We start from the raw sequence: 15447 nt of genomic DNA on the forward strand, positions 1-15447 counted from the left end.
TTAGGTGACTATTTATTTACAAGAAAGTAGGGACGGATGTGGACAACTCAGTTTTAAATCCAGGCGGTACTTTAGGTGTTATTGGCAATAGTACCAACGGTGTTGGATTGGTAATTGCCGCGCGTAATGCTGGCATTAATGTCGGGGTTTACGGTGATAATGAAAATACTGAGACCATGGAACTGGCAGATTTTCGCGTTGTCGGGGCCCTAAAGGATCAGCAACAATTACAGAATTTCGCGGAACGTTGCGATATGGTAACGTATGAATCTGAAACCATTGATGCAGCAGTCATTAGTTTCTTAGCGGCGCACACGCGCGTGCCTCAAGGGACGGATGCTTTAGAAATCATGCAAGATCGGTCACTGGAACGGGCCTTTTTCAGCCAACTGAACTTAAATGTGGCGCCCTCAGCGACGATTGTTAGTCTGGATGATGTCTATCAATCAATTGGCTCAATTGGGTACCCCAGCATTTTAAAACCAATTCAAAAAGGGTTGGGGCAAAATCGGCAACTCGTCATTAAGACGCAGACTGATATTGTAAAAGCCGCTGATTTATTGGATTGGGGCACTTATTTATTAGAATCACTGATTCCTTATCAAAAAGAGTTGTCCGTGATTGTGGCGAAAACAGCTACGGAGACAGAATTTTTCCCAATTGTTGAGAATCGGTATCGCGACCATGACTTATTGGAAACGATTGTACCGGCCCAGATTGATTCAGCTGTTAATGATGAAATCTTACGAATCACGACTGAAATTAGCGATAATTTAACTTATACCGGGATTTTTGAAGTGGCCTTTTTCTTGACTGCCAGTGGAAACTTATATATTAAGCGGATTGTCCCTGCTATGCATCAGGCCGGCTATGTCTTTGACCGGGCAACGAATATCAGCATGGCTGAGCAGCATTTACGGGCAATCGCTGGGTTACCGTTAATGCCGATTAAGCAAGTGATGCCGATTGTGGCCGTATACTTTACGTCAGCTCAACTTAATGGGATTCGGACGCAATGGCAGATCAAACCAAACTGGTTCTTTAATTTTTACCATCGGACGAAATTACAAGCTGAAAAAGCGGTGCTAGCTGGCCATGTCTTAATTGAGGCCGACAGCGTGAAAGATGCGTTGGATCAAGTTGATGATACTGGCATTTGGCGCTTAGGCGCTGCCACGGATGCAGCTGATAGTGACGCACAACGTGACTAAATTTGAATTAAATGAGATAGTCGTCAGGCCAAGGAGCTGAGACGGCTATTTTTTTGAAATTTTGGTGTGGGTTTTACACGCTAAAACTAAGCATTGACGGCCAAAATTTGCTATAATATTTGGTGACTGATTTTTAGAAAGGGTGGCGAACAGCGTGTCAAAAGAAAGCTTATTGGCTGGAATGAATGACAAGCAACAAGAAGCCGTTTTAGACACTGAGGGGCCGCTATTAATTATGGCCGGCGCTGGCTCAGGCAAGACACGAGTGTTAACACATCGTGTGGCTTATTTAATTGAAGAATGTGGGGTCAATCCCTGGAATGTTTTAGCGATTACTTTTACTAATAAGGCCGCTCGTGAAATGCGTGAACGGGTTGGAACATTATTAGGCGAAGCCGCACGTGACGTCTGGGTCTCGACGTTCCATGCGTTATGTGTGCGTATTTTACGCCGCGATATTGATAAGATTGGCTATAACCGTGCGTTTACAATTGCGGGGACTAGCGAACAACGCACCTTAGTGAAGCGAATCTTGAATGATCAAAATATTGACTCCAAAAAATTCGATCCTCGGTCAATCTTATCGGCGATTTCGAATGCAAAGAATGATTTACAAACGCCAGCCATGTATCAAGAAGCTGCGGCTAGTCCATTTGAGAGCATTGTAGCGGACGTCTATACTCAGTATCAACGAGAATTAGCTGCGGACCAAGCGGTTGATTTTGATGACTTAATCATGTTGACCATTCAGTTGTTTCGTAGTGATGCTGAGACGTTAAGCTGGTATCAAAATAAATTTCATTATATTCACGTTGATGAATATCAAGATACCAATAATGCGCAATATACGTTAGTCAATTTATTGGCTGATAAGTACCATAACTTGTGTGTCGTGGGTGATGCTGATCAGTCAATCTATGGTTGGCGTGGCGCCAATATGGAGAATATCCTGAACTTTGAGCAGGATTATCCGCAAGCTGATAGCGTGATGTTGGAACAAAACTACCGGTCAACCAAAACAATTTTGGCGGCCGCTAATAAAGTGATTAATAACAATACGACGCGTAAACCGAAAAAATTATGGACTGAAAATACCACCGGTGATCAGATTTCTTATTACCGGGGCCAGAGTGAAAATGACGAAACCCATTATGTGATTGCACAAATTCAAGCTGAAATGGCTGAAAATCATTATAATTATGGTGATTTTTCCATTTTGTATCGGACGAATGCGCAGTCACGAGTGATGGAAGAATCCTTAGTTAAAGCGAACATGCCGTACATGATGGTTGGGGGCAATAAGTTCTACGATCGTAAAGAAATTCGTGATGTGTTGGCGTATTTAGCCCTGATTGTTAATGATCAGGATTCACTTAACTTTGAACGGGTGGTTAATGAGCCGAAACGGGGCATTGGTCAGACCAGTGTCGACAAGTTACGCGCTTTTGCCGACGAAGCAGGCTATTCGATGTTAGAGGCTGCTAGCAATGTGGATATGGCGAATGGTATTTCTACTCGTGCTAAGGGCGCTTTAACCCAATTTGCCACAACTTTGAATGAATTGCGGGCAATGCGAGCGTATCTTTCTGTCACGGATTTAACACAAGAAATCTTAGACCGGACGGGCTATATGAAGGCGTTAAAAAATGCCAAAGCAACCAAGTCACTTGAAGCTCAGGCCCGGATTGAAAATATTGAAGAATTTTTATCCGTCACGAAGCAATTTGATGATAGTTACCAGCCAGAAGAAGAAGATAGTGATAAATATGTCGACTTCTTAGCTGACTTAGCATTAGTTTCGGATGTGGATAATGTCGAAGAAGAACCACAAGCGGTGACGTTAATGACCCTACACGCTGCTAAAGGTCTAGAATTTCCAGTTGTCTTCTTGATTGGGATGGAAGAGGGCATCTTCCCGTTGTCACGGGCGATGATGGACGAAGACGAGCTTGAAGAAGAACGGCGATTAGCCTATGTTGGGATTACGCGGGCTGAAAAGAAGTTGTATCTGACGAATGCGTATTCACGGATGTTATACGGGCGTCGTCAAAGTAATCAAGCCTCACGTTTTGTGGAAGAAATCGATCAAAGTTTGATTAAAAATGATAATACGCTAGACGGGTCGCGAGACAGTCAATTAGACGTCCCATTTGCAACCAAAAAGGCGTTGACGCCAGCGTATAAGAAACACCCAGTTGGGACACGGGCAACGGTTAAAAAAGCCAGTGGTACTGGTGCCGATAAGAATAGCTGGTCAATTGGCGACAAGGTGACTCATCGTAAGTGGGGTACTGGCACGGTGGTTAAAGTTACCGGTGCGGGCGAAGATGCTGAATTGGATATTGCATTTAAATCTGAAGGCATCAAACGACTGTTAGCAGCCTTTGCGCCAATTAAAAAGGTCCAAGCCTAGAAGTTTTGTTAGAGGAGGTTAATTAACATGGCAGAAACGCCCATCACGCAGTTAGACGCGACTAGCGCTGCAACTGAGGCTAGTCAATTACGACTTGAACTGAATCAGTGGCGGCAAGATTACTATGATCATGATGCGCCGCAAGTTGATGATGCAGTTTATGACCAAGTGTATGCCCGGTTAGTGGCTTTAGAGACGGCTTTTCCGGCCGTAGTCACGCCAGATTCACCCACCCAACTTGTCGGTGGCACGGTCAAGGCTGGTTTTGCCAAAGTGCCGCATCCGATTCCAATGTTGTCGTTAGGCGATGTGTTCTCACAAGCTGAATTACAAAGCTTTGATGAGCGGCTACGCCAAAATGTTGATGACCCATTTGATTATAATTGTGAATTAAAAATTGATGGCTTAGCCTTATCCTTACAATATGAGAATGGCCGCTTAGTACAAGGTTCGACGCGTGGTAATGGGTCAGTTGGTGAAGATATTACACGCAATATTATGACGATTGCGTCAATCCCACACCAATTAAAACGCCCGTTAACGGTGGAAGTTCGGGGTGAGTGTTACATGCCTAAAGCCGCATTTGCGGCCTTGAATGAACGGCGTGAAGCCGCTGGCGAGAGTGTTTTTGCGAATCCAAGAAATGCAGCCGCGGGGACGTTACGCCAACTAGATCCACGGGTGACAGCTGAACGCCAACTCAGTACTTTTATGTACAATGTCGCTGATTACGCGCCCTTAACGGCCCGGACGCAAAGTGATTTGTTGACTGAGTTTGCAGACTTGGGCTTAGCCATTAATCCGACGTTCGAAGTGGCCCATACAATGACTGAGGTTTTTGACTATATTGACCGGTATCAAAGTAAACGGGCGGACTTGGCTTATGGGATTGACGGAATTGTGATTAAAGCCAATCCATTACCCTTACAGCGCGCCTTAGGAGCAACGGTTAAGGTGCCACGCTGGGCCATTGCGTTTAAATTCCCACCAGATGAACAGCCGACCCTTTTAGAAGCGGTTGAATGGACGATTGGCCGAACCGGAGTCGTTACCCCGACCGCCGTCATGACACCGGTGCAATTAGCTGGTACCACGGTAGCACGGGCCTCCTTACACAATCCGGACTATGTGCAAGCCAAAGATGTCCGGATTGGTGATACGGTATTGTTGCATAAAGCTGGCGATATTATTCCAGAAATTTCGGCCGTTGATTTGACGAAACGACCAGCAGAGGCTGTCGCTTTAGAAATCCCAACCACTTGTCCCTCATGTGGGGCACCGTTGGTTCATTTAGAAGATGAGGTCGCATTGCGGTGTATTAATCCGAAATGTCCGGCCCAGGTTCAAGAAGGCCTAGTCCACTTTGCATCACGTAATGCGATGAATATTGAGGGTTTGGGACCTAAGTTGATTGCACAATTGTATACCAATCACTTGGTTAGCGATGTTGCTGATTTATATCGATTAACGAAAGACCAACTACTCGCTTTAGATAAAGTAAAAGATAAATCTGCTGAAAACCTCTTGACAGCGATTGACCGTAGTCGCAATAATTCACTTGAACGGTTATTATTTGGTTTGGGTATTCGGCACGTGGGCGCTAAGGTTGCCCGCTTAATTGCGCAGCACTTTGGCACCATCGAAACGCTGATGGCCGCCGATCAAGCTGAAATTGCAGCGATTGATTCCATGGGTGATATTATTGCCAATGCGGTTGTCCAGTATTTTGGTAGTACGGCGGTGCAAACCTTAATTGCCGAGTTACATGCTGTTAACGTTAATACCACCTATCAAGGCCCCAGTGCAACAGTTGTCAATGATAGTGACAGTTGGTTTGCTGGGAAACGAGTGGTCTTAACGGGTAAGTTACAGCGGTTCACACGAACGGATGCGAGTCAGTGGTTAGAAGCACACGGGGCAACAGTGACCGGCAGTGTTTCTAAAAAGACTGATTTAGTAATTGCGGGTGAAGACGCGGGCAGTAAGTTGCAAAAAGCAGAACAGTTGAACATTACGGTTTGGGATGAAGCCCGGTTCAGCACAACAATGAGGGAGGATGCATGAGCGTGAATGTCAAACGCATACGCACGATTGGCTTAGTGGCAGTTGCCGCAATCGTATTAGCCGCTTGTGGAAATTTAAAGAGTTCGTCATTTGGATCAAATAGTACGAGTACCACGACAACGGGGTCGAAAACGACGACCACGACTGGCTCAACGGATTCTGAATTTTATCAAGGGGTCATTAAAAACGGCCAGTATCGAACCAGCAAATCACGGGGCGTCAATGTGTCCCAAAATGATAACGTGATGAACTTGAAGAGCTTTGAAACGGGCTTATTAGACGTTTCAAAGAAAGAATTCTCCACTAGTAAATACGTTTATCAAGAAGGGCAATATCTGAGCACGTCCACGGTTGAAAATTGGTTGGGCCGCAAGTCCAAGAGTAATGCAACCGGATTGAACCCTGCTAGCAATGGGAAAACCGGTGCCAGTACTCGGAATCCAATTTATTTACAACAATTGGAAGAACAAGACTATATGATTCAAAGCGGCAGTAAGCTTACTTTAGGTGGCGTGACCATTGGGTTAGGCTTGAACTCGGTCGATTACTATACAAAAGTTGAATATGGCGCGACTTATGAGACCAATATTTCAACTACCGAACTCACTGCACAAGGTAAACGGATGGCTAATACCGTCTTGCAACGCTTACGACAAAAATCAGCCTTGAAGAGTGTGCCAATTGTTTTGGCCCTTTACAAGCAATCTTCAAATGATAGTCTAGTAGGTGGGAATATGGTGGCTTATGCCGTTTCTAAGAACGGGTCCACCAGTGTCAGTGATTGGAAATCCCTCAATTGGAATAATTATGTCTTCCCAGCAACGACTGAATCGAAGAATGCCGGTGCCAATAGCACGGATACGTCTGATTTTAGTTCCTTTAAGACTCACGTTCAAAACTTCTTCCCGAATTTATCGGGTGTCACGGCTAATGCGCACTACAAAGACAAGGCATTGAGTAAGTTGAGTGTTAATATCACGACTAAGTTCTATAGTGAGACTGAAATTATCAGCTTTACGCAATACTTGGCAACGGCTGCCAAACGCTACTTGCCATCGGGCGTACCGGTTGAGATTACGGTTAAGAGTGCTAATGGTGATATTCAGAGCTTCTTAGCTCGGACCGCCAAGGGGAGCTCTTATTACACCCATGTCTTTAGTGATCAGGGTAATAATTAAGTTAAATGATAATTGGTAGAAAGAAGGAAAATTGATGGCTGAAGAACGCATTGATGCTGAACAAGTTGCCCATGTGGCTAGCTTAGCGAAGCTTGAATTTACACCAGCACAACTTGAAACTTTTACGGGCCAACTTGAAAAAATCATTGGTATGTTTGAGGAATTAAGTACGGTTGATACGACGGGAGTTCCCGTGACCTCACAAGTGAGTGATCGTCGGAATGCTTTACGTGAAGATGTCGCAGTTAAAAGTGACGACCGGGCCGCCTTATTGGCGAATGCCCCTGAAACGCAAAATGGGTTAATTAAAGTGCCAGCAATTATTGATGAAAGTGGGGACGGTGAATAATGGATTTTTTTGACCAAGATTTAACAAGTCTCCATGCGGATTTAGTGAACAAAAAGCTTAGTGCCACCGAATTAACGCAAGCAACCTTTGCTAATTTGGCGAAAACTGATACTCAAGTCGATGCTTTTCTTGGCTTGAATGAAGCAGCTGCCTTAACTAAGGCCCAACAATTAGATGCGAACGGAATTAACGCTGACAATGTTTTAGCTGGGATTCCAGTTGCAGTTAAGGATAATATCGTTACCAAAGGGCTTACGACCACCGCAGCTTCTAAGATGCTGGCTAATTTTGTGCCTGTCTATAATGCCACGGTTGTGGATCAGATGTTAACTCACGATATGATTATTGTTGGTAAGACTAACATGGATGAATTTGCCATGGGTGGTTCGACTGAAACGTCAGCATTTAAAGTGACGAAAAACCCTTGGGACCTGACGCGGGTACCCGGTGGTTCTTCGGGTGGCTCAGCGGTCGCAGTCGCTGCTGGTCAAGTGCCCGTTGCCTATGGTTCTGATACGGGTGGTTCGATTCGGCAACCTGCCTCATTTAACGGCATTGTTGGGATGAAACCCACTTATGGTCGCGTCTCACGGTGGGGCTTAATCGCCTTTGGGTCATCATTAGACCAAATTGGTCCAATGACGCGGACCGTTAAGGATAATGCGACAGCTTTGAACTTGATTGCTGGTAATGATGCACATGATGGCACGAGTTCTAAACGGGCCGTACCAGACTTTACTGCTGGGTTAACGGGCGATATTAAGGGCATGAAGATTGCGTTACCTAAGGAATACATGGGTGCTGGGATTGATCCTAAAGTTCGGGCAGTCATTCAAGCAGCTGTTAAGCAGTTTGAAGCCTTAGGTGCGACGGTTGAAGAAGTCTCATTACCAAATAGTCGGTACGGCGTCGCAGCTTACTACATTATTGCGTCTTCAGAAGCTTCATCTAACTTACAACGGTTTGATGGGATTCGGTATGGTTTCCGGGCCCAAGATGTTAAGAATCTAGAAGATGTCTATGTTCGGAGTCGTTCTGAAGGTTTTGGTGATGAAGTTAAACGGCGAATTATGTTGGGAACGTTCTCGCTTTCAGCCGGATACTACGATGCCTATTTCCACAAAGCTGGGCAAATCCGGACGATGATTATTAATGATTTTAATAAAGTCTTTGAAGACTATGATTTAATTATCGGACCAACCGCGCCAACGCCGGCCTTTAAGCTGGGTGACGAAATTTCTGACCCGATTACGATGTACATGAATGATGTCTTGACGATTCCAGTTAACTTAGCTGGGTTACCAGGGATGTCAATTCCAGCTGGTTTTGCCGATGGCATGCCAGTTGGCTTACAATTGATTGGGAAGTCCTTCGATGAAAGCACGCTTTATAAAGCCGGCTATGCTTTTGAGCAAGCTACTGACTTTCATCAAGCGACACCCACGTTAGGAGGGACGCATTAATGAATTTTGAAACGACTATTGGGCTAGAAGTCCACGTTGAATTAAAAACCAATTCAAAAATCTTTAGTCCGTCACCCGTTCAATTTGGGGCGGAACCTAATGCCAATACGAACGTGATTGACTGGGGTTATCCAGGGGTTTTACCAACGGCTAACCAAGGGGTTGTTGAAGCTGGGATTAAAACGGCAACAGCCTTACATGCCCAGATTGAATCTGAAACTTATTTTGATCGTAAAAACTACTTTTATCCAGATAATCCCAAAGCTTATCAAATTTCACAGCACGAAAAGCCATTAGCCCATGATGGTTGGCTTGAAATTGAAGTCGATGGCGAAAAGAAACGAATCGGTATCGAAGAAATGCATATTGAAGAAGATGCGGGTAAGAATACCCATGAAAATGACTATTCTTACGTGGATTTGAACCGACAAGGGACACCATTAATTGAAATTGTGTCGAAACCAGAACTGAGTTCACCAGCAGAAGCTTATGCATACTGTGAAGCCTTACGGCAACGGGTGCAATTTACTGGGGTTTCCGATGTTAAGATGGAAGAAGGGTCAATGCGGGTCGACGTCAATATTTCCATTCGACCAGCAGGTTCAGATAAATACGGGGTCAAAACCGAAATGAAGAACTTGAACTCTTTCAACTACGTTCGCAAGTCCCTCGAATTTGAGGAACAACGCCAACAACGGGTCTTAATGTCTGGTGGCAAAGTGCAACAAGAGACGCGGCGTTTTGATGAAACCACGGGTCAAACTATTTTAATGCGGGTTAAGGAAGGTAGCGATGATTACCGTTATTTCCCAGAACCAGATGTGCCCGTTGTTGAAATCAGTGATGACTGGATTGCTTCAATCAAGCGTGACTTACCAGAAATGCCTGGGTCACGGCGCGAACGTTACGTGCACGATTTTGGCTTAACGGCTTATGATGCCGGTGTCTTGACGCAGACTAAAGAAATGTCAGATTTCTTTGATGCCACGGTTGCAGCTGGTGCAGATCCTAAGTTGACTTCGAACTACTTGCAAGGGGACGTTAATGCGTTCTTGAACGAAAATCGGGTCGACTTACAAGCAACGCAGCTCACGCCAAAGAATTTAGCCGGTATGATTAAGATGTTGACGGACGAAACGATTTCAAGTAAAATCGCGAAGAAAGTCTTCAAGGCAATCATGCAAGGTGAAGATCCGGTTAAGTGGGTCAACGACAAGGGCTTAGTTCAATTGTCAGATCCAGCTAAATTACAACCGATTATTGATGGTGTTTTGAGCAATAATCAACAATCAATTGATGACTTTAAGAACGGGAAAGACCGAGCAGTTGGCTTCTTAGTAGGTCAAATCATGAAGCAAACCCATGGTCAAGCTAACCCGAAAGTCGTTAACCAATTATTAATGACGGCTTTAAAAGCACGGTAAATTCTAAAAATTATGGTCAGACGCGGAGGAAGAATTAACATGCGTAAACGGGCACGAATCATTTATAACCCGACATCTGGCCGTGAAGCCTTGGCTCACGACCTCGTTGAAATTTTAGATATCTTTGAACAAGCCGGGTACGAAACCAGTGCCTATGCCACTACGCCAGCACCTAATTCAGCAGCTGATGAAGCTCGTCGGTGTGCGAAAGATGGCTTTGAATTGCTCGTTGCCGCTGGCGGTGATGGGACCATCAATCAAGTGGTTAACGGGATTGCAGGGCTGAAACGACGACCTAAAATGGCTATTATCCCAGCTGGGACGACGAATGATTATGCTCGGGCGTTACGCATTCCCCGTAATGATCCAGTTGCAGCGGCTAAAGTTATTTTAAAGAATCAGACGGTCAACATGGATATCGGTCAAGCTGGCGAGCAGTATTTTATTAATATCGCAGCTGGTGGTTTATTGACGGAATTGACCTATGATGTCCCGTCACAATTAAAATCAATCTTTGGTTATGCAGCCTACTTAGCTAAGGGTGCCGAGCTATTACCCCGGGTGAAGCCAGTTGAGATGGACTTGAAATATGACGACGGTCATTTCACCGGGAAAGCTTCGATGTTCTTCTTAGCCCTGACTAATTCGGTCGGTGGCTTTGAACAAATTGTCCCAGATGCTTCGTTGGATGATGGCAAATTTACGATGATTATCGTGAAGACGAGTAATCTCGCTAAAATTTTACATTTAATGACGTTAGTCTTAAATGGCGGTCGGCATATCAATGATCCTAGCATTATTTATGTGAAGACGAATAAGGTCGTTGCTAAACCAGTTAAAGACCGGTTAATGATTAACCTGGACGGCGAATACGGCGGTGATGCGCCGATGATTTTCCGTGATTTGAAGCAACATATTGAAATGTTTGCGGATACGGATCGGATTCCTGATGAAGCCATCACAGATCCTGAAATTCAAGATGCTGAACGTAATTTTGTTTCTGCGGTAGACCAATTACCAAAGGCCGCAGCTGATTCAGAAACTGAATAGCTTGCTTAAATTACCGTTTACCGATACAATGGTGGACGGTAATTTTTTTAACACGGCTAGTGGAAAATGGCTAACCGAGACCGTTTCAAAAAAATAAAAACTCATCTAATCAGAAAGAAAAAAGAGGAAATTAATGAAAACCACTTTACCAGTTTATAAGGACCAAGTCTTAGATGTCGAGATTATGGACCTCACTTATCAAGGCATGGGAGTTGCTAAAGTTGACAACTACCCAATCTTTATTGAAAATGCCTTACCAGAAGAAAAGATGGCCATTAAGGTCACTAAAACGACTAAGAACTTTGCATTTGGTGAAATTGAACAAATCAAACAGGTTAGTCCACATCGGGTTAATCCCAAGGGGCGTGTTTATCGTCAAACCGGGATTGCACCTTTGCAACATTTGGAATACAGTGAACAATTAAAGTTCAAACAACATCAGATTGAAGAATTATTTACTAAGATTCACATGGATGATGTGGAAGTCTTACCAACCATTGGGATGGAAAATCCGACGCAATATCGGAATAAGGCGCAAGTGCCAGTCCGCCAGGTGCAAGGTAAATTAACAACTGGCTTTTACAAAAAGGGTAGTCATCAATTAATGCCGATTGAAGATTATTATATTCAGGACCCTGAGATTGATAAGGCAATCGTTATTGTGCGCGATATCTTACGGAAGTATCACGAAACACCATTCGATGAATTTCACCATAGTGGGACCATTCGGACGATTATGGTTCGTCGGGGCTATTACAGTCATGAAATGATGATTGTCATTGTGACGCGGACGAAACATTTACCAATGGCTGATGTAGTGGTAGAAGAGATTCAAGCTGCTTTACCAGAAGTCGTAAGCATTATCCAAAACGTGAATCAAAAGCGGACTAACGTCATTTTAGGACCGGTTAACAACGTGTTAGCTGGTAAGTCCACTATTAATGACCAATTGTTAGGATTGACGTTTGCGATTTCAGCACCATCATTTTATCAAGTGAATCCACAGCAAACTGAAAAGCTTTACCAAATGGCAATTGACCAGGCTGGGTTGACCGGTAATGAAACTGTGATTGATGCTTATTCTGGGATTGGGACCATTTCATTAACCATGGCACAACATGCTAAGCAAGTGTATGGGGTCGATATTGTACCTGCAGCGATTGATAATGCCCGCCAAAATGCGGATAAAAATGGTATTAGTAATGCTAAGTTTGTCTTGGGCAGTGCTGAAAAAGTAATGGCTAAGTGGCAAGAAGACGGCGTTAAGCCGGATGTCGTTGTCGTTGATCCACCACGTAAGGGTCTTGACGAAGCCTTTATTGAGAGTACAGCGGCGATGGGGCCTAAACGGGTGGTTTATATTAGTTGTAACCCATCAACGTTGGTTCGTGATGTGCAACGTTTCGGCGAACACGGCTATCATATTAGCGCGCCAATTCAACCAGTGGACCAATTCCCACAAACGCCACATATTGAAAGTGTGACTGTCTTAGAACGCACAGAAAAATAGTTATTAAACGCTGGTGCTATGGCATTTAGCAATGACAGAAAGTGTACTAATTCTAATTTTGATGATTGGAATTAGTATACTTTTTTTGTTGGCGGGTCGGGTGTTCTAAGTCCTATTTCGATAGTTGAGTATGCGAGTGTCCGGTTTGGCAAGTCGTATTAATTATGGTAGTGAAGGTTTGGTTAAGAGTTGATATGGGCACCCTTTGTGGCGGGTGAGAAAATAGCCTGATTTAGTGCAGCGGGTTGAGTTGACAAGTACGATATTGCATTTTAGCTATTTTGCTTGAAAGAAGGAAAATTTGCAGGACATTTGTGTACTCGACGTATAATATTAATAAACGAAGATTATTAAGGTAGGTAGCAGGATGGCAAATCGACAAATTGAAATAGAAAATAAAGCAATGAAAGAAATCCTCATTGCTATGCATAACCTTGGCGGACAGGTTACAAGAAAACAAGTACTGCAAGAACTTCGTGATAACTCTGAGGTGTTCAGTGAGAAACAAATCGATGAGGTTCGGATATCGAAGAAAAGTGGCAAACCTTACCACCCATTTCAATGGAAATTTAACTTCGCAGTAAAATATCTGATTCTTTCTGGATGCATTGATACTGAGAGTGGACACGAGTTGGAACTTTCTAAAAAGGGCCGTAATGTGGATTTGATTAATTTTGATGCTGATAGGGATGTAAGATCGGTTTCTGCAAGTAAGTGGCCTCATCACAAATCAAAGGTTAATATCGAAACTGATGTTACCAATTCAGATACTGATCAAGATGATTCAGAAGAAATGGAAGAGCCGTGGCGTCAGCAATTATTGGGTGGATTGATGAAGATGAATCCTAAGAAGTTTGAACTTTTTTGTCGGGGATTGCTTACCAAAATGGGCATAGATGTCAACGATGAAGTTGGCGTTCAGTATGTAGCGGATGGCGGTCTAGATGGTTTTGGCTATGTTCGTTCTGATGATTACCGCACTACGAGGGTAGCTCTTCAGGCCAAGCGTTGGCAAGGGAAAGTATCAGCTCCAGAGATTGATAAGTTTCGTGGAGCGATGGATAAGTTTAACGCCGAATTTGGTATTTTCATCACTAATTCTGATTTTACCAGGGAGGCAGTTAGGACAGCTCGGGCAGGTACTCGTATTATTACATTGATTAATGGCGATCAGATCTGTGATTTGGTTGCAAAGTACAACTACTATGTTGAACCAGTAACGACTTACCGGCTGAAGGAGTTTTATTTGGATAAAGATTAAAGGCAGCTGCCAAATGAGGAAAAGTTTATGAAATTTATTCAGTATAATCTATCGGGAAAAATCGTTGAGCAATATTCTTGTGACTTCGATCAATTAACTGACAATCCTATCGGCGAAAAAGTAAAAGTTACAATGGACGATGGCAAAATGTATATCGGTTTTTTTGATACTTTTATCGGGCAAGGCATAATTCAAGCAGTTGAAATTAGTCAGTATGATTTAGATGAAGAGACATCTAAGTTAAGGAGTTTCAATAGCATAGTAACCTTTGTTCCAACTAATAGAATTACTAAACTAGAAGCGATTTTACATAGTAATCCACGATGGGGTATACGACCGACTAACAAGTTTGAGTTTTCTAAGCCAGTAAAGATAGAACTAGATCAGTTTAAAAACTGGCCTACAAAAAACAGCACCCAGCCAAAATAGCCGAGTGCCGCGCATTCTAAAGTTTCACATCTTAACTTTAAGCACCTCACCATCTTTGAACGTGAACTCCATGTAGCGCTTAAAGATGGTGATTTTTTTTGTTCTTTTTACTGATTAGTTAATGTCTTTTTGAAATGCTCAGCAACCTGATTAGCTGCTTGTCGAACTTGTTTCGGATGGTCATAAAAACTAAAGTGTTGTCCTTTGTCCCAAATTAATTGTTTAGGTCCAGCAAGCTGTTCATAGACTTTGCTGGCTTGTGCTGGATAGGCAGCCATCTTGGAATGAACAATTAGTGTAGGTGCAATTACTTTAGCGGCATTAGTAATCGCATCAGTTGTGAGAAAAGCATCCCATGCCATAACCGCCATTTCATTGCGCCATTGCGTTACATTCCCTCGTTGTTTTGATAAATAATATGGCATCGGTACAGTATTAACCGCCTTAGGGTTAATTGGATGGTATGCGGGAATCATGTCAACGATACCAGTCTGTTCATATTTGGTGCGGGCGGCTTTAGCAGCAGCATGTTTTTTTTCAACACCATTAAATAGACTGGGCTCAAAAAATGAGCCGGCAACAGTTGCAACAGCCTCAACGCTTGGATCAGCTGCAGCTGCCTGAAGGACTGTTGTCCCTGATGTGCAAATACCCAGCAAACCGACTGCGGAAATGTCTTGACGGTGCTGTAAGTAGGTACGTGCAGCCAAAATATCGGTTGCCTTACTTTCGGGATCTTCAAATTGACGAATTTTACCGCTACTTTCACCGTAGTTTCGATAATCGATTGCTAGTCCAATAATTCCTCTGCGGGCCATTTCGCCGGCGTAAATACCGCTCATCTGCTCTTTGACGGATGAAAATGAGCCACCAATAACTGCTGCCAAGTATTGATGAGAGGCACTATAATCTTTTGGGACGTAAAGATGGCCGACAACTGTGCCATCACTGCTGGGAAAAGAAACTGTTTGGGGCTTAAATCCGTTATGAAGTGCGTTTAATTTTTTTGTCATTTTAAACTCCTTATATTTACAAAATGAATAATCAATAGTTAGCAGCTAAATACTGTCTTTTCTGCTAATAATATGTCATAAG

Annotated in this window: 12 protein-coding genes; 11 read left to right on the forward strand and 1 reads right to left on the reverse strand. The window is 43.5% G+C overall.

The features are described 5' to 3' along the window. Positions 1 to 38 precede the first annotated feature (38 nt). The 11 genes from C5Z25_RS10610 (at position 39) to C5Z25_RS10660 (ending at position 14352) form a co-directional block, all read left to right on the forward strand. Positions 39 to 1211, forward strand: a complete 1173-nt coding sequence (locus C5Z25_RS10610) for a 5-(carboxyamino)imidazole ribonucleotide synthase (RefSeq protein ID WP_105452562.1) — start codon at positions 39 to 41, stop codon at positions 1209 to 1211. Positions 1212 to 1365: 154 nt separating this feature from the next. Beyond that, entirely contained in the window at positions 1366 to 3624 is a 2259-nt protein-coding gene (gene pcrA / locus C5Z25_RS10615) for a DNA helicase PcrA (RefSeq protein WP_105452563.1), read from the forward strand. Between the two features lie 27 nt (positions 3625 to 3651). Beyond that, the gene (ligA, locus tag C5Z25_RS10620) at positions 3652 to 5688 is read left to right on the forward strand and encodes an NAD-dependent DNA ligase LigA (protein ID WP_105452564.1); all 2037 of its coding nucleotides are present in this window, start codon (positions 3652 to 3654) and stop codon (positions 5686 to 5688) included. Positions 5689 to 5690: 2 nt separating this feature from the next. Beyond that, positions 5691 to 6866: a CamS family sex pheromone protein gene (locus C5Z25_RS10625; protein ID WP_105452885.1), complete on the forward strand. Its 1176-nt coding sequence runs from the start codon at positions 5691 to 5693 to the stop codon at positions 6864 to 6866. Positions 6867 to 6900: 34 nt separating this feature from the next. Continuing rightward, positions 6901 to 7215, forward strand: a complete 315-nt coding sequence (gene gatC / locus C5Z25_RS10630; RefSeq protein ID WP_105452565.1) for an Asp-tRNA(Asn)/Glu-tRNA(Gln) amidotransferase subunit GatC — start codon at positions 6901 to 6903, stop codon at positions 7213 to 7215. Beyond that, a complete protein-coding gene (gatA, locus tag C5Z25_RS10635; RefSeq protein ID WP_105452566.1) occupies positions 7215 to 8678 on the forward strand; it encodes an Asp-tRNA(Asn)/Glu-tRNA(Gln) amidotransferase subunit GatA in 1464 nt (487 codons plus the stop codon). Before gatC ends, gatA begins: the two co-directional genes overlap by 1 nt. Beyond that, a complete protein-coding gene (gene gatB, locus C5Z25_RS10640; RefSeq protein ID WP_105452567.1) occupies positions 8678 to 10102 on the forward strand; it encodes an Asp-tRNA(Asn)/Glu-tRNA(Gln) amidotransferase subunit GatB in 1425 nt (474 codons plus the stop codon). Before gatA ends, gatB begins: the two co-directional genes overlap by 1 nt. Before the next feature lie 39 nt (positions 10103 to 10141). Beyond that, on the forward strand, positions 10142 to 11152 hold the full coding sequence (locus tag C5Z25_RS10645; protein ID WP_105452568.1) for a diacylglycerol kinase: 1011 nt from the start codon (positions 10142 to 10144) through the stop codon (positions 11150 to 11152). 133 nt (positions 11153 to 11285) lie between these two features. Continuing rightward, entirely contained in the window at positions 11286 to 12662 is a 1377-nt protein-coding gene (gene rlmD / locus C5Z25_RS10650) for a 23S rRNA (uracil(1939)-C(5))-methyltransferase RlmD (protein ID WP_105452569.1), read from the forward strand. Positions 12663 to 13029: 367 nt separating this feature from the next. Continuing rightward, a complete protein-coding gene (locus C5Z25_RS10655; protein ID WP_105452570.1) occupies positions 13030 to 13923 on the forward strand; it encodes a restriction endonuclease in 894 nt (297 codons plus the stop codon). Positions 13924 to 13950: 27 nt separating this feature from the next. Then, positions 13951 to 14352, forward strand: coding sequence for a hypothetical protein (locus C5Z25_RS10660; RefSeq protein WP_105452571.1), 402 nt, complete (start codon positions 13951 to 13953; stop codon positions 14350 to 14352). 107 nt (positions 14353 to 14459) lie between these two features. On the opposite strand, the gene C5Z25_RS10670 is transcribed toward C5Z25_RS10660, so the two are convergent. Further along, complete coding sequence (locus C5Z25_RS10670; RefSeq protein ID WP_105452572.1) at positions 14460 to 15365, reverse strand: alpha/beta hydrolase; 906 nt, start codon at positions 15363 to 15365, stop codon at positions 14460 to 14462. Between the last annotated feature and the right edge of the window lie 82 nt (positions 15366 to 15447).

The sequence above is a fragment of the Lactobacillus sp. CBA3605 genome (assembly GCF_002970915.1).
Lineage (GTDB): Bacteria > Bacillota > Bacilli > Lactobacillales > Lactobacillaceae > Lactiplantibacillus.